Genomic DNA, 16,037 nt, shown 5'->3' with positions numbered 1-16,037 from the left:
ACCAGGCAGTGCTGAAAGAACCTCTCAGGACAGGACGGGATGGACGCGATGACCGCTATCAAGTGGAGCGCGCGGGGGCGCAGGAGTCTCACCGCGCTCGTATGTGGCGCGCTGGCAGCCGGGGGGCTCGCGGCCGCCGGTGTCACCACCACGCTCGCGCCGGAATCGGCGAACGCCTCCAGCCACCGTGAGGCCCCGCTGATCTCGGGGCAACCCCAGTTCGACAACACCGATGTGTACGCGTTCGTCAGCCCGGACCGGCCGGACACCACGACGATCGTCGCCAACTGGCTGCCGTTCGAGGAGCCCGCGGGAGGGCCGAACTTCTACCGCTTCGCGAAGGACGCCCGCTACGAGGTCAACATCGACTCCGACGGGGACGCCCAGGCCGATCTGCTCTACCGCTGGACCTTCCACGACCAGATCAAGAACGGCGACACGTTCCTGTACAACACGGGTCCGGTCACCAGCATCGACGACCCGGACCTCAACATCACGCAGACCTACGACCTCGAACTGATACGGATGCAGAAGCATCATGTGATCTCGCACACGAAGATCGCCGACAACGTCCCGGTCGCCCCGTCGAACGTGGGCAAAGCATCCATGCCGGACTATTCGAAGCTTCGTGCCCAGGCGATTCACCGCATGGAGGACGGCAGTTCGGTGTTCGCCGGCCAGGCGGACGACCCGTTCTTCCTCGACCTGCGCGTCTTCGACCTGCTGTACGGAGGCGATCTCTCCGAGGTCGGCCGGGACACGCTCAAGGGGTACAACGTCAACAGCATCGCGCTGCAGGTGCCGTCGGAGCACATCCGGCAGTCGGCCGGACAGCCGGTGGTCGGCATCTGGTCGACCACGCAGCGCAAGAACGCGAGCGGCGACTGGACCCAGGTGTCGCGGCTCGGGATGCCGCTGGTGAACGAGGTCGTCGTACCGCTCAAGGCCAAGGACAAGTTCAATGCGTCGTCGCCGTCCGACGACGCGCAGTTCCTGCCGTTCGTCACCGAGCCCGAGCTGCCGAAGCTCATCGAGGCCATCTACAAGATCGACGCTCCGAAGGAACCGCGGAACGACCTGGTGTCGGTGTTCCTGACCGGGGTGAAGGACCTCAACCAGCCGCCGAACGTCAAGCCGGCCGAGGCGCTGCGCCTCAACACCTCCATCCAGCCCACGCACGAGCCGAAGCGTCTGGGCGTGCTCGACGGGGACAACGCGGGATTCCCCAACGGCCGGCGGCTGAGCGACGACGTCATCGACATCTCGCTCCAGGCCGTCGAGGGCGAACTGCTCGGACAGAAGAACGACCTGGGTGACGCCGTGAACGCCAACGACCAGGCCTTCGAGAAGAAGTTCCCGTACGTGGCGCTGCCGACCTCTGGTTCGAACGGCCCGCTGGCGGAGGGCCAGGCCGGCGGCAACCGCAGCCAGCTGAAGGGCGGCGCGGCCGAGCTGACGTCGGCCACCGGCGGCAACGGCAGGCTGGTGGCCGTCTCGCTCGCGTCCGCCGGCGCAGGAGTCGTGCTCGTGGGCCTCGGTCTGGGGTGGTGGCGCATGCGCCGCCGCAGCCTGTGATGCCGGAGGCACGCGGCCGCACATGGCGGCTGGGTGCCGGAGTGGCGGGTCTCGCACTCGTTCTGACGGCCGTGGGAGCGGTCGTCGGTGACGGGGGCGAGGTGCCCGCCGCCCCGGCGGCCGCCGCCGGAGCAGTGGTGGGCGAAGGCGTGCGTCCGCTGCAGGCACATCTCAGAGCGCAGCCCAAGGACGCGAGCTCCTGGGCGGCGCTCGGCTCCGCGTACGTCGAGGAGGCGAGGACCAGCGGCGACCCGTCGCGGTATCCCAAGGCCGACGAGGCGTTCGCGCGTTCCCTCCGGCTGCGCCCGGACGACAATGCCGAGGCGCTCGCCGGACGTGCCGCCCTGGCCGCCGCCCGGCACGACTTCCCGGCGGCCCTCCGGGACGCACAGCGCGCTCTCGGCATCAACGCCTACAGTGAGCGCGCACTCGCAGTGAGGGTCGACGCGCTCGTCGAACTCGGCCGCTACTCCGAGGCGTTGTCCGCGGTGAAGCAGGCCGATGCGCGTCGGCCCGGCCTTCCGGTCTTCATGCGTTTCGCCTACGTGCAGGAGCTGCGCGGCAATGTGCCGGAGGCGCGACGGGTGCTGGAGCTCGCCCGGGGTTCGGCGGCCCGCCGCGCCGACATCGCGTACACCTCCACCGCACTGGGCCAACTCGCATGGAGCCAGGGTGACTACGCGGAGGCGCTGCGGCGCTGCGAGCATGCCCTGAAGGCCGAACCGGGCAATCTGGAAGCCGGTGAGTGCCGGGCGCGCGCCCTCGCCGGCAAGGGCGATCTACCGGGCGCGATCAAGGAGTTCGAAGGCGTCGTCGAGCGGTCGCCGCTGCCGGGCAGACTCGTCGCACTGGGCGAGCTGTACGAGGCGAGCGGACAGCGGAAGCGGGCCGACGAGCAGTACGCCGTCGTCGGCACCTGGACCGGACTCGCCCGCGCGGGAGGAGTCAATGCCGACCTGGACACCGCACTCGCCGCCGCGGACCACGGTGACCGTACCGAGGCGCTGCGGGCCGCCCGGGCCGAGTGGCAGCGCCGCCGGACCGTCCACACGGAGGACGCCCTCGCCTGGGCTCTGCACCGCTCCGGCAAGTCCGAGGAGGCGCTTGCCCATGCCCGCCGGGCCACCGCGACCGGCTACCGCAGCGCCGTGTTCCTGTACCACCGCGGAATGATCGAACGGGCGGCCGGCGACGCCACCGCCGCACGGGACTCACTCTCCCGTGCACTTCAGCTCAACCCCGGTTTCTCGCCGGTTGGTTCACGCGAGGCGCGACGCGCGCTGGATGCGTTGGAGGGGTCATGAGAAGGCGCATCGGACACGGTGCCGCGTCGGTGTCCACGTTCACCCGGATCGAGGAGGTGGCGGCCGGGGCACTGGGCTGTATGTCGCCTGCCCGGCGGTTCGACGTCCGTTCCCTCAGGCGTGTTCGGCGAACACCGCGGGCCTGCGGGGGGCGAGGCCTTGCACGCACCGCGGTCGCCCTGTGCCTCGCCGTCCTCGCACTGCTGGCCGCCGGTGCGTCACCCGCTGCGGCGCACCCGCTGGGGAACTTCACGGTGAACCGCTACGACGGACTCGTGGCCGGTGAAGGTGAGTTGAGGATCGATCATGTCGAGGATCTGGCGGAGATCCCGACCGCGCGGATCCGGCCGCAGAAGCTGCCGGCGGGCGGACTCGAGGCATGGGCGAAGGAGCGGTGCGCAACAGCCGCACGTGAGTCACTGCTGCGCGTCGACGGACGGCCGGAGGCGCTCGATGTGGCGTCCGCGCGGGCCGATGTCCGTCCGGGGCAGGCGGGGCTGCCGACGCTGCGCGTCCAGTGCGCCCTGACCGCTGCGCTGCCGGACCGCAAGGTCGCTGTCGACTTCCGGGCCGGTGGTGCGGACGGACCTGGGTGGCGGGAGATCACGGCACTGGGCGACCGCAGGACCCTCACGTCGTCGGACGTTCCCCGGGACTCGGTGTCACGCCGGCTGACCGCGTACCCGGAAGGCCTGCTCGACTCGCCGCCGGACCGTACGACCGCGGCTCTCACCGCAGTGCCGGGCGGTCCCGCCCTGGCCGAGGACTCCGGTGCGGCGGCGCCCGCGTCCGTGCTGCCACGGGGCGTCGACCGCTGGACGCAGGCGCTGACCGAGCTCGTCGAGCGGCGCGAGCTCACGCTCTCCTTCGCCGCGCTCGCCCTCGCGATCGCCGTCGGTCTCGGCGCCCTGCACGCTCTCGCCCCGGGGCACGGCAAGACCCTGATGGCCGCGGCAGCGGCGGCGGGCGGCCGGAGCTCGCTGCGGGACGTTCTGGCTCTGGGCGCCTCCGTGACCGTGACCCACACCCTCGGTGTCTTCGCCCTGGGTGCTCTCGTGGCGACGGGTTCGGCCGTCAGCCCGTCCGTCGTGGGCTGGCTCGGGGTGGCGAGCGGGTCCCTGGTCACGGTGGCAGGGGCGCTGCTCGTGCGCCGGGCGTGGCACAACCGGGCGCATGCGCAGGGGCACACCCACACCCACTTCCCCTGGCCGGGCAGGCACGGCCACAGCCACGGCCATACCCATGAGCACGGCCACGGCCATGCCCACGGTCACAGTCACAGTCACAGTCACACCGACGGTCACAGTCACACCGACGGCCATGGCCACACCCACGGCCGTACCCACAGCCACGAGCCGGCCGGAGAACCGGAGGAGCCCGCACTCGAGCATCCTCACGAGCACCGGGGCGCCCCCGCGCCCAAGCGTCTCCAGCCGCTCCGCCGCACCGTCCTCCTCGGCTTCGCCGGTGGACTGGTCCCCAGTCCCTCCGCCGTCGTCGTGCTCGTGGGCGCCGCTGCCCTCGGGCACGCCTGGTTCGGGCTGCTGCTCGTCGTCGCGTACGGCGTCGGCCTGGCCCTCACACTCGCCGCCGCGGGCTTCGCCGTCGTACGGCTCGGGGCACGTGCGGCCGAGTGGCTGACCCGTCGGCGGACCGAAGGCCGCCGGAGCGGGCGGCTCGTCGGCTTCATCCATCGCACCGCTCCGCTGAGCACCGCGGTCGCCGTTCTCGTGCTGGGATGCGGATTGGTGTTCAGGGGGGCCGCAGGAGCCATCAGTTGAGCTAGCTTGGAGGGGTTTCCACCGTGATGGTCGCTCTGCTGCGGATGGGGGGCTCGTCATGAGCGTAGTGCCGGGCGACGATCGGGACGACGGAATGCTGGTCGCCGGGCGGTACCGCCTGCTCGGCCGGCTCGGCGAGGGCGGAATGGGCGTCGTATGGCGCGCCCGGGACGAGGCCCTCGGCCGGGACGTCGCGGTCAAGGAGGTCCGGGCGCCGGCGGTGCTCGGCACCAGCGACGAGCAGCGGCTGTACGCACGGCTGGAGCGCGAGGGCTGGGCCGCCGCCCGGATCTCGCACGCCAATGTCGTCACGGTCTACGACGTGCCGTCGCACGACGGCCGGCCATGGATCGTGATGGAACTCGTCAGCGGGCTCTCGCTCTCCGAGGTGCTGGACGCCGAGGGCCCGATGCCCCCGCAACGCGCCGCGCACATCGGGGCGGAGGTCCTGGCCGCGCTGCGCTGCGCGCACGAGGCCGGGGTGCTGCACCGTGATGTGAAGCCCGGGAACGTGCTGCTCGCCAACGACGGCCGGGTGGTGCTCACCGATTTCGGGATCGCGACGGTCGAGGGCACCTCGAATCTCACGATGACCGGCGAACTGGTCGGATCGCCCGAGTTCCTTGCACCGGAGCGGGCCCTGGGGCGCACCCCGGGCCCGGAGTCGGACCTGTGGTCGCTCGGCGTGCTGTTGTACGCCGCGGTCGAGGGTCAGTCGCCGTTCCGCCAGAACACACCGCTCAGCACGCTACGGGCCGTCGTCGACGAGGAACTGCCGCCGCCGCGCCGGGCGGGCGCCCTGGCACCGGTCATCGCGGGACTGCTGCAGAAGGATCCGGCGGAGCGACTGCCATCGGCGGAGGCCGAGCGCCTGCTGCGGATCGTGGGTGCGGGCGGTGCACCGCGTACGGGCTCCGCTCCCCCGCCACCGTCCGGCCCCGATGCCCGGACGGTCACATCGGCCGCACCGACGACGGTGCCCCGGGGTTCGGGACCGTCCATGCCGGTGGGCGGCTTCGGCCCGCCCACCCCTCCGACGGGAGCGACCACGGTTCCGTCGGGCCGACCGCGGCGCGCCGCGGTCGCCCTGGTCGTGGGTGTCGCCGTACTGCTTCTGTCGATCGGCGGTCTGACCTACGCCCTGATGAACGCCGGCAAGCCGGGTGACTCAGGCAACGGCAGGGGCAACGGGGGCGCGAGCGGTGGTGCGGCGAGCGGTGGTGCGGCGAGTGGTGGTGGGACCGGCGGCTCCGGCACAGCCGGCGGCGGCCCGTCCGAAGACGCGTCGGGCAAGCCGGGAACCCCTGGCGCCGGGGACACCGCACCCGGCGGCGGCCACGACTCCGCCACGGCTGATGCTCCGCAGACCGTCCAGGCGTACGCCCGGGCCGTGATCGGCAGCTACAGCGGCACCTGCCCACCACGGGAGGCCGAGGCCCCCGCTTTCCGGGCGACGGTCACCGTGGGGCGCACGCCCGCCTCCGTGACCTACCGGTGGGTGACCGAGAGCGGCAGGAGCTCCGACGCGCACTGGAGGACACTCGACTTCCCCTCCGGTGAGGGGAAGTCGCAGCACGTCGATCACATCGAGCGGACCTACGAGGAGAACGCGAGGCACCACGACCGGATCCGGCTGGAGATTCGGCGTCCGGTCGAGGCGCGTTCGAACTGGGTGGCGTTCTCGGTGACATGCCGGCAGGAGTCCCCGTCCCCGACAGGCGGGCCCTCCTCTCCGACGGAGTCCCTTACACCGCCGTACTGAGGGCGGGCAGATATCCGCCCGACTGTCCGGAGGAGGTGGGGTGGTACGACTCGCTGATGTTCAGCCAGTTGACGCTGTGCAGCCAGGCCGATCCCGAGCAGATCTCATGCCCGGTGAAGGTCGGGACGACATCGGCGAAGGTGAATCCGTGGTCGGCCGCGCGCTTGGCGATCGCGGCGTTGAGATGGTCGGCGCCGCCGTTGATCGCGGCGCGTTCCCTCTCGCTGAGTCCGGAGAGGCAGCTGCCGCTCAGCCTGTAGAAGCGGGGGTAGCCGAGGACGACGACATGCGCCGCCGAGGCACGGGATCTGATCGCCGAGTACACCGAGTCGAGTCGCCCCGGCAGAGTGGTGTCGACGAACCGCTTGGCTGCCTCGACCCGGGCGACGCAGGTGCTCTCCGACTGCAGGACGCAAGTGGTCATGACGTCGGCGAAGCCGGCGTCATTGCCTCCGATGGTGATCGAGACGAGGTCCGTCGCCGAGGTGACGGGGCCGAGCTGGCTCGCCGTCACATCACCCGTACGAGCGCCCGAGCAAGCGGTGAAGGCGAATGAGGAGGGTGAATGGGCGGCTGCCCAGAGTGCGGGGTAGGCCCGGTTGGTGCGCTTGCAGTCGCCGCTGGAGCCGATGTACGCGCCGGCCCCGAGGCCCGACGAGTACGAGTCACCGAGGGCCACGTAGTCCAGTGCTGCCGCGCCCTGGGCAGCCTGTGCCTGGCCCGCTCCGGAGAGAGCGAGGGCGGCGCCGAGTAGGAGTGAGGACGAGAATGCCGCGATTCGGGACAGTTTCATGGAACCTCCCTTTAGCAGGATCTCTGCCTCAACTGTCGTAGCACGCACCAAACTTCACCGGAAGTGTCCATGCCAAGAACAATCGACCGGCGGACGCCGTCTCCTGACGGACCGTCGACGGACACCGGCACAGAGACCTCCCGTCCGGCACCCCCGGAGCCGCACTCACCCCCGGCCGAACCGCCAACGCCACGGCGGCCACGGGGGGGCGCCGACGGCGCACCACCCATTTCCCGCACGGAAAGGATCATCCTTTCGAGCACCCGAGCACCGGTGATCGAATTGACCGCTGCGGATTTACCCCGTGCCAAAGACCAGGCCCGCAAGGGAAATCGGCGCCACAGGCGTCGCAGCAATCACTTTCCTTCCCTTTCTCACCCGGATCCGGAACAGGCTTGCGCATTTCCGCCCGGTAGGGGAAAAGATGCAAAAACAGTGCGCCCCCGTTCCAGGTCTTGCCATACAGTCCTAATCATCAATACCGTCGTACATCCACCCGCAACGGCCCATCATGCAAAGCGACTCCAGGGGAGGGGTCCAGCGTCGCGATGGTCCTGAGCGGGGCGCGGTAGGGGGGTGCCGTGTTCGGCCGTGCCTTTCGGCATGCGCCGGTTCACGGGCCGCGCAGTCAGCAATGCCAGCTCACCCGACCAGCACGGAGTTCCATGCCGTCATGGCCGGGGTGAGAACCCCCCTTTCGAACCGGACACTCAATCCGGACCGCCCGGGGGTGGGCGGTCCACCGGACGAGAGGGAAACCGACTCATGAGCTCGTTCCTGCGCCCGGCGGTCCCGGGGAACACCGCCACGGCTCCGGCCAAGGCCACCGCCACACTGGGCCGAATACCGGCCCAGTACCGTCCGATCTCCACCCATCTCGCCATCACGCCACCGGTCAGCGTCGTGATCCCCGCCATGAACGAGGCGGAGAACCTTCCGTACGTCTTCAAGACGCTGCCCGAATGGATCCATGAGGTCGTACTCGTCGACGGAAATTCCACGGACGACACCGTGAATGTGGCCAGGGAACTGTGGCCCGACGTCAAGGTCGTCAAACAGGCCGGAAAAGGCAAGGGAGACGCCCTCATCAGCGGCTTCGCCGCCTGCACCGGTGACATCATCGTCATGGTCGACGCGGACGGCTCGGCCGACGGCCATGAGATCGTCAGCTATGTCTCCGCCCTCGTCGGAGGTGCCGACTTCGCCAAGGGCTCCCGCTTCGCCAACGGCGGCGGCACGGACGACATGACACCCATCCGCAAGCTCGGCAACCGCGTCCTGTGCGCTGTCGTCAACGCGAAGTTCGGCGCCCGCTACACCGACCTCTGCTACGGCTACAACGCCTTCTGGCGCCACTGCCTCGACAGAATCACCCTGGACTGCACCGGCTTCGAGATCGAGACCCTCATGAACATCCGGGTGGTCAAGGCCGGCCTGCGCGTCCAGGAGGTCCCCAGCCACGAATACCTGCGTATCCACGGCGTCAGCAACCTCAGCGCCGTACGGGACGGTCTGCGGGTCCTCAAGGTGATCCTCACGGAGAAGGGCGTCCGCCGCACCGCGCGCCGCGCGCCCGCCCTCACGCTCAAGGCCCCGGGAGGGCTCTCTTGAGCCGACGGGTGAACCACCGGACGTTCTCCGTGGTGATCTGCGTCTACACCGAGGACCGCTGGGACGACATCCTCGCGGCGGTCGACTCGGTCCGGCGCCAGTCGCTCCCAGCACTCGAGACGCTCCTGGTCGTCGACCACAACCCCGCGTTGCTGGAACGCCTCACCCGGGAGTTCAAGGACTGCGGGCCGTCCGGTGCCACGTCCTGCGGAGAGGAGGTGCGGGTGCTCGCCAACGCGGGCCCCCGCGGCCTCTCCGCGGGCCGCAACACCGGCATCGCCACCTCGCGCGGAGAGATCGTCGCCTTCCTCGACGACGACGCCGTGGCCGAGCGCGACTGGCTCGCCTGCTTCGACGAGGGCTACGACGACCCCCGGGTGATGGCGGTGGGCGGCAGGACGATTCCGGCCTGGGCGTCGGGCCGGCGGCCAGCCTGGTTTCCCGAGGAGTTCGACTGGGTCGTCGGCTGCACGTACCGGGGCCTGCCGCCCGGGCGTGTGCGCGTCCGCAATGTCCTCGGCGGCAACGCATCCTTCCGGCGCACGGCCTTCGACGCCTCGGGCGGCTTCGCCACGGGCATCGGACGGGACGGCGACAAGCGGCCGCTGGGCTGCGAGGAGACCGAGCTGTGCATCCGGCTCGCCCGGGCCGTCCCTCATGCGGTCCTGCTCATCGACGACCGTGCCGTCATCCACCACAAGGTCCCCGCGGCCCGTGAGCACTTCGGCTACTTCCGTACCCGCACCTACGCCGAGGGGCTCTCCAAGGCCCTCGTCGCCCGAAGCGTGGGCAGCGGCAAGGGCCTGGAGTCCGAGCGCCGTTACACCACCCGGGTACTCCCCGCGGGTGTGGCCCGGGGACTGCGCGACGCACTGCTGGGCAGACGGGGAGGGGCAGGCCGGGCCGGCGCGATCGTGGCCGGTGTGGCCACGGCGGCCGCGGGATACGCGCTGGCGAACGTCCGCACCCGCTCCGGGGTGGCCTTCTCGCACGGTCCGATCGCCGCGTACGCACCCGACGCGGGAGGTGACAAGCGGTGAGTCGGGCCGTGCCGATCCTCATGTACCACGCGGTGGGCCACCGGCCCGCACCCGCCGCATACGGGCTGTCCGTGTCACCGGAGGCGTTCACCGAACAGATGGGGCTCCTCCAGCAACGCGGCTTCACTCCGCTCACCACCGCGGAACTCGGGCGGGCGTGGCGCGGTGCGGCCCCACTGCCGCCGCGCCCCGTGCTGATCACCTTCGACGACGGCTACGAGGGTGTGCACCGCCACGCCCTCCCCGTACTCGCCGAGCACGGCTTCGCGGCCACCCTGTTCGTCTCGACCGGATGGATGCGCGGACCGCAGGGGACGGACGGCCAGGCGGCCGGCGCACCGGACACGATGCTCGACTGGGACCAGGTCCGGGAACTGGCCGCCGGGGGGACGGAGATCGGCGGTCACAGCCACACCCATCCGCAGCTGGACCAGCTCGACGACCGGCGGCTGCGTGACGAGACCCTGCGCTGCAGGGAGATCATCGCCGCCGAGCTGGGGGCGCCACCGGTCTCCTTCGCCTATCCGTACGGCTACTCCAGCCGGCGCGTACGGCAGATGGTCCGTGCGGTGGGATTCGCCCAGTCCCTCTCCGTGGGCAATGCACTTGCCCGGCGCGGCCAGGGCCCCCATGCGCTGGAACGCGTGACCGTGCGGCGCTCCACCGGCATCGAGGAGTTCGAACGACTTGTCGAGGGTCGTGCCATCGCCCGCACTTTCGCGGCGGACCGGGTGCTGACGAAGGGGTATGCCGTCGTCCGCAGGACTCGGGCCGTGGCGCGGCTGCTGCGCGCATGAGCGCACCAGGCATACGGGGGGTCCCACAGCAAAACGTCGTGCGCACGGCGCCCTCGTGCCGGATCATGGGCGCCATGTCTGCCAACCCTGAGGACGCGCTGCCGGTCCGGCTCAACGTCGACGACAGCGATTCACCCGCGGACGTCGTCGACGCGCTGTTCCTCGGCCGCTTCGCGACGGGCGAGCAGCCGTATTCGCACAGTTCGACCATCGACCGGGTCAAGCCCGGTGCCACACTGCTGCCGCCCGATGCGTCCGTGCTGCGTGCGGCCCGTGACGACGACCGCAGCGCAACGCTCGCCGAGGGCGACGGCTGGACCCTGCTGGTCTCCCGGTGGAACAGGGGTGCCGACGTCACGGTCACCGCCGTCAGCTCCGAACTCGCCGAGAGCGTCCACAAGCGGGCGACGGACGGCGTCCAGGACGAACCGGAGCCTCAGCCCGAGAACGTGACCATGGGCTTCTGGTACGTGTCCCCGCGCCGTGGCCCGCACCGCACCACCCGTCAGATCACCGCGGGTACCTGGGAGGAGGTACGGCCCAACTACACGACGCCGGTGGCCGAGGCGATGGACCGGCTGATGAAGGTGACCCCGGACGACATCGCGGGCCGGCTGCTCCTGCTGCACGGTCCGCCGGGCACGGGCAAGACGTCCGCGCTACGGACACTGGCGCGCTCCTGGCGGGACTGGTGCCAGGTGGACTGCGTGCTGGACCCCGAGCGGCTCTTCAACGACGTCGGCTATCTGATGGACATCGCGATCGGCGAGGACGACGGCACGGCCCAGGGCCGCTGGAGGCTGTTGCTGCTGGAGGACTGCGACGAGCTGATCCGTGGGGAGGCCCGGCACACGGCCGGCCAGGCGCTGTCCCGGTTGCTGAACCTGACGGACGGACTGCTGGGCCAGGGCCGCAATGTGCTGGTGGGGGTCACGACGAACGAGGACCTGGAGCGCCTGCACCCTGCGGTCGTCCGGCCCGGTCGCTGCCTCGCCCGTATCGAGGTCGGTCCGCTCACCCGCACGGAGGCGGTCACCTGGCTGGGCACGGAGGAGGGCGTGGGCCGCGAGGGCGCGACACTGGCGGAGCTGTACGCACTGCGACGGGGCACGACGCCGGCCTCGGTGCCGGCCCAGCACGACGGGGCGGACGCGGGCCTCTATCTGTGACCTGCGGCGGGACCGGCGTGTGGGCCCGATTCCCGTGCCGGGTGCGCGGCTGCCCGATGCGCCGATTCCCGTGCCGGGTGCGGCGGATGGCCGATGCCACGGGCCCCGGCCGCCTGTTCGCCCGCCGTCACTTCCCGTACGCCGCCCGCAGCGCGTCCTCCACTGCCGCCGCCGCATCCGCGCGCGACAGCCCCAGCCGGCGTACCTGCTCGGCGTAGATCTGCGCGGCAGTCGCGGCCTGACGCTGCGCCGCATCGCCTGCGGCGGCGATGAAGGTGCCGTTGCGGCCACGGGTCTCGATCACCCCGTCGCCCTCGAGAGCGCGGTACGCCTTGGCGACGGTGTTGGGGGCGAGCCCCAGCTCCTGGGCGAGTCCGCGCACGGTCGGCATCTTGTGTCCGACGGGCAGCGTGCCCGAGCGGGCCTGCGCGGAAATCTGTGCCCGGAGCTGTTCGAAGGGCGCGGTGGCGGAGTCCGTATCGATGACGATCTTCAAGGTCACGGGCCGATTCTCCCCCACGGCTCCGCCGGCGGGCGGAAAGGGGACTCGGCGCTTCGGTCGGCGGCAGCACCTCACGACCGGGATGGATGCCGGCCTGGGCCGTGCCGACCGCGCTCACCGTCACCGGATCGGGCAGGCTCCTCCTCGAAACCGCGACGGGAGGGATCCTCCTCTGCTCGACCATGACATGACGATCCTCGCGGTGGCGCCGTACCGGTGCCGGCTCCGGGCGTTCGGCCGTCCCCGAGCATGTCGGCCGGTGAAGCCCGCCGGCCGAAGTGCCGCACGAAAATGGGAGGCAGCCGCGGTGATGCCGCACGTAATGTGCCGTTCCATGACTGTGCTGGTGCGTGATCTTCGTCCTGATGACAGCCGGGACACCGAGGGCTTCGCCCTGGTCCGGCGGCTGGCCCTGCCGTTCATGCTGGCGAGTGCCCAGTCGGTGGCCTTCGACGTCGCCCATGCCCATCCCGACGCGCGCTACCGGCCGCTGGTCGCCGTGGCGGACGGCGAAGTCATCGGCACGGCCCAGGTCGGGATCGCCCACGACAGCCCGGAGCCCGGTGTCGGCTACGCCAACGTCTATGTGCACCCCGAGCACCAGGGGCGCGGGGCCGGGTCGCTGATCGTCCGGGCGGCCGAGGAGCATCTGGCCGGCGCGGGCGCCTCCACGGTGTACTCCTGGGTCCTGGACGAGCCGCCGAACCGCGCCTTCGCCGAGCGGCACGGCTACCGTCCCAGCCGCTCCGCGCACTTCCTCCGCCTCGATCTCGCACAGGGCGCGCTGCCGCCACTGCAGCAGCTCCCGCCCGGAGTGGAGATCGTCTCCGGTGGGCATTTCGCGGACGATCCCCGGCCGCTGTTCGAGCTCGACGCGGAAACGACGGCGGACGAGCCGAGCGATGTGGACACCGAGTTCACGGACTACGAGCACTGGCTGGTCGAGACCTGGAACCATCCGCTGCTCAGTCACGAGCTGACCTCCGTGGCGCTGGTGGACGGCCGCCCGGCCGCCTTCACCGCGGCCCGGACGGACGGCTCGACCCGCTACGGCACGGTCATGACGGGCACCGCACGCGGCTTCCGCGGCAGGGGCCTGGCCAAGCTGGCCAAGAACGACTCGCTGCACCGCGCCCGGGCCGCCGGATACACGGAGGCAGTCACCGGCAACGATGCGGGCAACGAGCCGATGCTGGCTGTCAACAAGTGGTTCGGCTACGAGATCTGCGCCACCGAGGTGCGCCATGTCCGCACGCTCGGCTGAGCCGATCGACGTCGTCCTCGTCAAGGCGGGGCTGACGAAGATCCGCTATCCGGCAGAGGTCGTCGCGGACGACGGCTCCCGGATCACGGTCCTGGCGCCCTGGGCGGGCGACGGCGTCCGGGACTTCGGCTTCGTGCGCTTCGAGCCGGGGGACGTCTTCACCGAGCACTACTGGCGGGACCGGTGGTACGCCGTGAAGGAGGTGCGCGCGGTCGACGGCACGCTGAAGGGCCGGTACTGCGACATCACCCGGCCGGCGGCCGTCTCGGACACCGAGCTGGTCGTCGAGGACCTGGACCTCGATCTGTGGGTCTCGGCGGACGGGAAGGACATCCTCCGGCTGGACGAGGACGAGTTCGCCGCCAGCGGACTCGCGGAGGCGGACCCCCGAGCCGCGGAGGAGGCCCGGCGCGCCCTGGACGCTCTTGAACTCCTCGCCCGCCAGGGGCGGTTCACGGAGCTCCTCGAGTGACCGGGAGCGGCACCGCCCGCCCGGTGTCAGGGCAGCGGCTTGCGGTAGTGGAAGTGGTCGTAGGGGCCTTCGATGCGCCGCTCGACGAACTCGTAGCCGTATCGCTCGTACATCTTCTGGTTCTCCCACATCATCGCGTTCGTGAGGAGCCGGACCTCGGGCACGCCGAGCCCACGGGCGTACGACTCCACGAACGCCAGCAGCCGGCGGCCCAGACCGGTGCCCTGTGCGTCGGGGTGAACCGCGATCGAGTCCAGCCAGAGGTGATCGGCCTCGGGGACCAGCACGAGCACGCCCCTGACCGGCTCGCCCGTGACGAACACCCGCCCCGCGGCCACATTCGCCGCGTGGTCCGCCTCCATCGGAGCCGGTACGCGGCCGATCCGCTGGATGCAGTGGTGGTAGGCCGCGTCGGTCAGGGCCTGCACCGTGAGCACGTCGGCGGGCAGGGCGGGGCGGATGTCGTCGGTCATGCCCTCACGTGACGACCGTGGTTGACCAGCTTCTTCAGCCAGTGCCATGCGAGCAGCACCACGATGACCGCGTAAACCGTCACCGAGAAGGGCGTGTTGACCAGTCCGGTCATGCTGCCGTCGCTGATCTGCAGTGCCCGCCGCAGCTGTTGCTCGGCGGCGGGGCCGAGGATGACACCGATCACCGCGGGCAGCACCGGCAGTCCGTAGCGCCGCATCCCGAACCCGATGAGCCCGATGACCAGCAGGATCACCAGGTCCAGGGACTCGCCTCCCACCGCGTACGCTCCGACGGCGGCGAAGAAGAGGATGCCCGCGTAGAGGTACGGGCGCGGGATGCGCAGCAGCTTCGCCCAAAGGGGCGCCAGCGGCAGATTGAGCGCGAGCAGCAGCACCATGCCGACGAAGAGGGAGGCGATCAGGCCCCAGACCAGCTCGGGTTCGCGCTCGAAGAGCAGTGGGCCCGGCTGGATGCCGTACTGCTGGAAAGCGGCCAGCATGACGGCGGCGACCGCGGTGGTCGGCAGGCCCAGCGTCAGCATGGAGACGAGGGTGCCCGCCGCGGAGGCCGAGGCGGCCGACTCGGGCCCCGCGACACCCTCGATGGCGCCCTTGCCGAATTCCTCCTTGTGCCGGGAGAGCCGCTTCTCGGTGACGTACGACAGGAACGTCGGGATCTCCGCACCACCCGCCGGGATGGCGCCGAACGGAAAGCCGATGACGGGTCCCCGCAGCCACGGCTTCCAGGTGCGCTTCACATCGGACCCGGCGAGCCACGGTCTGCCCACCGGAACGGCATCGCCCGTCGTCCGCCGCAGATGCGCCGCGACCCACAGCGCCTCGCCGATCGCGAAGAGCCCGACCGCGACGATGACGACGTCGATGCCGTCGGCGAGCTGGAGCGATCCGAAGGTCAGCCGCTGCTGCCCGGTCATCTGGTCCAGTCCGACCAGCCCCAGGGTCAGTCCGATCAGCAGTGAGGCGAGCCCCCGGATCCGCGACGAGCCGAGCACCGAGGTGACCGCGATGAACGCCAGCACCATGATGGCGAAGTAGTCGGGCGCGCCGATGTCCACGGCCAGTTCGGCGACCGCCGGGGCGAGTGCGACCAGCAGGATCGTGCCGATCATGCCGCCGGTGAAGTGACCCACGGCGGCGGCCGCAAGTGCCTGTGCACCGCGGCCCGCCCTGGCCATCGGGTTGCCTTCGATGGCGGCGACGACGGCGGCGCTCTCACCTGGCGTGTTGAGCAGGATGGACGTCGTCGATCCGCCGAACATCGCGCCGTAGTAGACGCCCGCGAACATGATGAACGCACCGGTCGGCTCGAGGCCGTAGGTGACGGGGAGCAGCAGCGCGACGGCCATGGCGGGCCCGATGCCGGGCAGCACACCGACCGCCGTGCCGAGCAGTACGCCGAGGGCCGCCCAGAAGAGGTTGACCGGAGTCAGTGCGGTCCCGAAGCCGTCGAGGAGGGAGTTGAGGGAATCCATC

General features: G+C 70.8%; 14 protein-coding genes. 10 read left to right on the top strand and 4 right to left on the bottom strand.

Translation table 11 applies throughout. The features are described 5' to 3' along the window. Nucleotides 1-48: 48 nt before the first annotated feature. The 4 genes from AC068D_RS30920 to AC068D_RS30905 are packed head-to-tail and all read left to right on the top strand — an operon-like array spanning nt 49 to nt 6,422. Nucleotides 49-1,575 carry a DUF4331 domain-containing protein gene (locus AC068D_RS30920; RefSeq protein WP_478826410.1) on the top strand — a complete coding sequence of 509 codons (1,527 nt, stop codon included), beginning with the start codon at nt 49-51 and terminating at the stop codon, nt 1,573-1,575. Continuing rightward, nucleotides 1,575-2,879, top strand: a complete 1,305-nt coding sequence (locus AC068D_RS30915) for a tetratricopeptide repeat protein (RefSeq protein WP_478826409.1) — start codon at nt 1,575-1,577, stop codon at nt 2,877-2,879. The genes AC068D_RS30920 and AC068D_RS30915 overlap by 1 nt, the downstream gene beginning before the upstream one ends. Further along, the gene (locus AC068D_RS30910) at nt 2,876-4,660 is read left to right on the top strand and encodes an urease accessory protein UreH domain-containing protein (RefSeq protein ID WP_478826408.1); all 1,785 of its coding nucleotides are present in this window, start codon (nt 2,876-2,878) and stop codon (nt 4,658-4,660) included. Before AC068D_RS30915 ends, AC068D_RS30910 begins: the two co-directional genes overlap by 4 nt. Before the next feature lie 58 nt (nt 4,661-4,718). After that, nucleotides 4,719-6,422: a serine/threonine-protein kinase gene (locus AC068D_RS30905; protein WP_478826407.1), complete on the top strand. Its 1,704-nt coding sequence runs from the start codon at nt 4,719-4,721 to the stop codon at nt 6,420-6,422. On the opposite strand, the gene AC068D_RS30900 is transcribed toward AC068D_RS30905, so the two are convergent. Then, nucleotides 6,406-7,215: an SGNH/GDSL hydrolase family protein gene (locus AC068D_RS30900; protein WP_478826406.1), complete on the bottom strand. Its 810-nt coding sequence runs from the start codon at nt 7,213-7,215 to the stop codon at nt 6,406-6,408. The two genes, AC068D_RS30905 and AC068D_RS30900, sit on opposite strands and share 17 nt — an antisense overlap. A gap of 765 nt (nt 7,216-7,980) precedes the next feature. On the opposite strand from AC068D_RS30900, the gene AC068D_RS30895 reads away from it, so the two are divergent. The 4 genes from AC068D_RS30895 (at nt 7,981) to AC068D_RS30880 (ending at nt 11,832) form a co-directional block, all read left to right on the top strand. Continuing rightward, complete coding sequence (locus AC068D_RS30895; protein ID WP_478826405.1) at nt 7,981-8,826, top strand: glycosyltransferase family 2 protein; 846 nt, start codon at nt 7,981-7,983, stop codon at nt 8,824-8,826. Nucleotides 8,827-8,834: 8 nt separating this feature from the next. After that, entirely contained in the window at nt 8,835-9,866 is a 1,032-nt protein-coding gene (locus AC068D_RS30890; RefSeq protein WP_478826484.1) for a glycosyltransferase family 2 protein, read from the top strand. Nucleotides 9,867-9,886: 20 nt separating this feature from the next. After that, the gene (locus tag AC068D_RS30885) at nt 9,887-10,663 is read left to right on the top strand and encodes a polysaccharide deacetylase family protein (RefSeq protein ID WP_478826483.1); all 777 of its coding nucleotides are present in this window, start codon (nt 9,887-9,889) and stop codon (nt 10,661-10,663) included. 74 nt (nt 10,664-10,737) lie between these two features. Beyond that, nucleotides 10,738-11,832, top strand: coding sequence for a DUF5925 domain-containing protein (locus AC068D_RS30880; protein ID WP_478826404.1), 1,095 nt, complete (start codon nt 10,738-10,740; stop codon nt 11,830-11,832). A 127-nt stretch (nt 11,833-11,959) separates the two neighbouring features. On the opposite strand, the gene AC068D_RS30875 is transcribed toward AC068D_RS30880, so the two are convergent. Next, on the bottom strand, nt 11,960-12,334 hold the full coding sequence (locus AC068D_RS30875; protein ID WP_478826403.1) for a GntR family transcriptional regulator: 375 nt from the start codon (nt 12,332-12,334) through the stop codon (nt 11,960-11,962). 334 nt (nt 12,335-12,668) lie between these two features. Here AC068D_RS30875 and AC068D_RS30870 point away from each other — a divergent pair, with 334 nt between their 5' ends. Both AC068D_RS30870 and AC068D_RS30865 read left to right on the top strand, forming a co-directional pair. After that, entirely contained in the window at nt 12,669-13,598 is a 930-nt protein-coding gene (locus AC068D_RS30870) for an N-acetyltransferase family protein (RefSeq protein ID WP_478826402.1), read from the top strand. Beyond that, on the top strand, nt 13,579-14,070 hold the full coding sequence (locus AC068D_RS30865; RefSeq protein WP_478826401.1) for a ribonuclease FAU-1 family protein: 492 nt from the start codon (nt 13,579-13,581) through the stop codon (nt 14,068-14,070). The genes AC068D_RS30870 and AC068D_RS30865 overlap by 20 nt, the downstream gene beginning before the upstream one ends. A 26-nt stretch (nt 14,071-14,096) precedes the next feature. On the opposite strand, the gene AC068D_RS30860 is transcribed toward AC068D_RS30865, so the two are convergent. Both AC068D_RS30860 and AC068D_RS30855 read right to left on the bottom strand, forming a co-directional pair. After that, nucleotides 14,097-14,543, bottom strand: coding sequence for a GNAT family N-acetyltransferase (locus tag AC068D_RS30860; protein ID WP_478826400.1), 447 nt, complete (start codon nt 14,541-14,543; stop codon nt 14,097-14,099). Next, nucleotides 14,540-16,036: a tripartite tricarboxylate transporter permease gene (locus AC068D_RS30855; RefSeq protein ID WP_478826399.1), complete on the bottom strand. Its 1,497-nt coding sequence runs from the start codon at nt 16,034-16,036 to the stop codon at nt 14,540-14,542. The genes AC068D_RS30860 and AC068D_RS30855 overlap by 4 nt, the downstream gene beginning before the upstream one ends. Nucleotide 16,037: the final 1 nt, after the last annotated feature.

This window comes from Streptomyces sp. NPDC043861 (assembly GCF_056435905.1).
The sequence above is the reverse complement of the archived record's forward strand: the minus strand, read 5'-3'. Positions and strand labels throughout refer to the sequence as shown.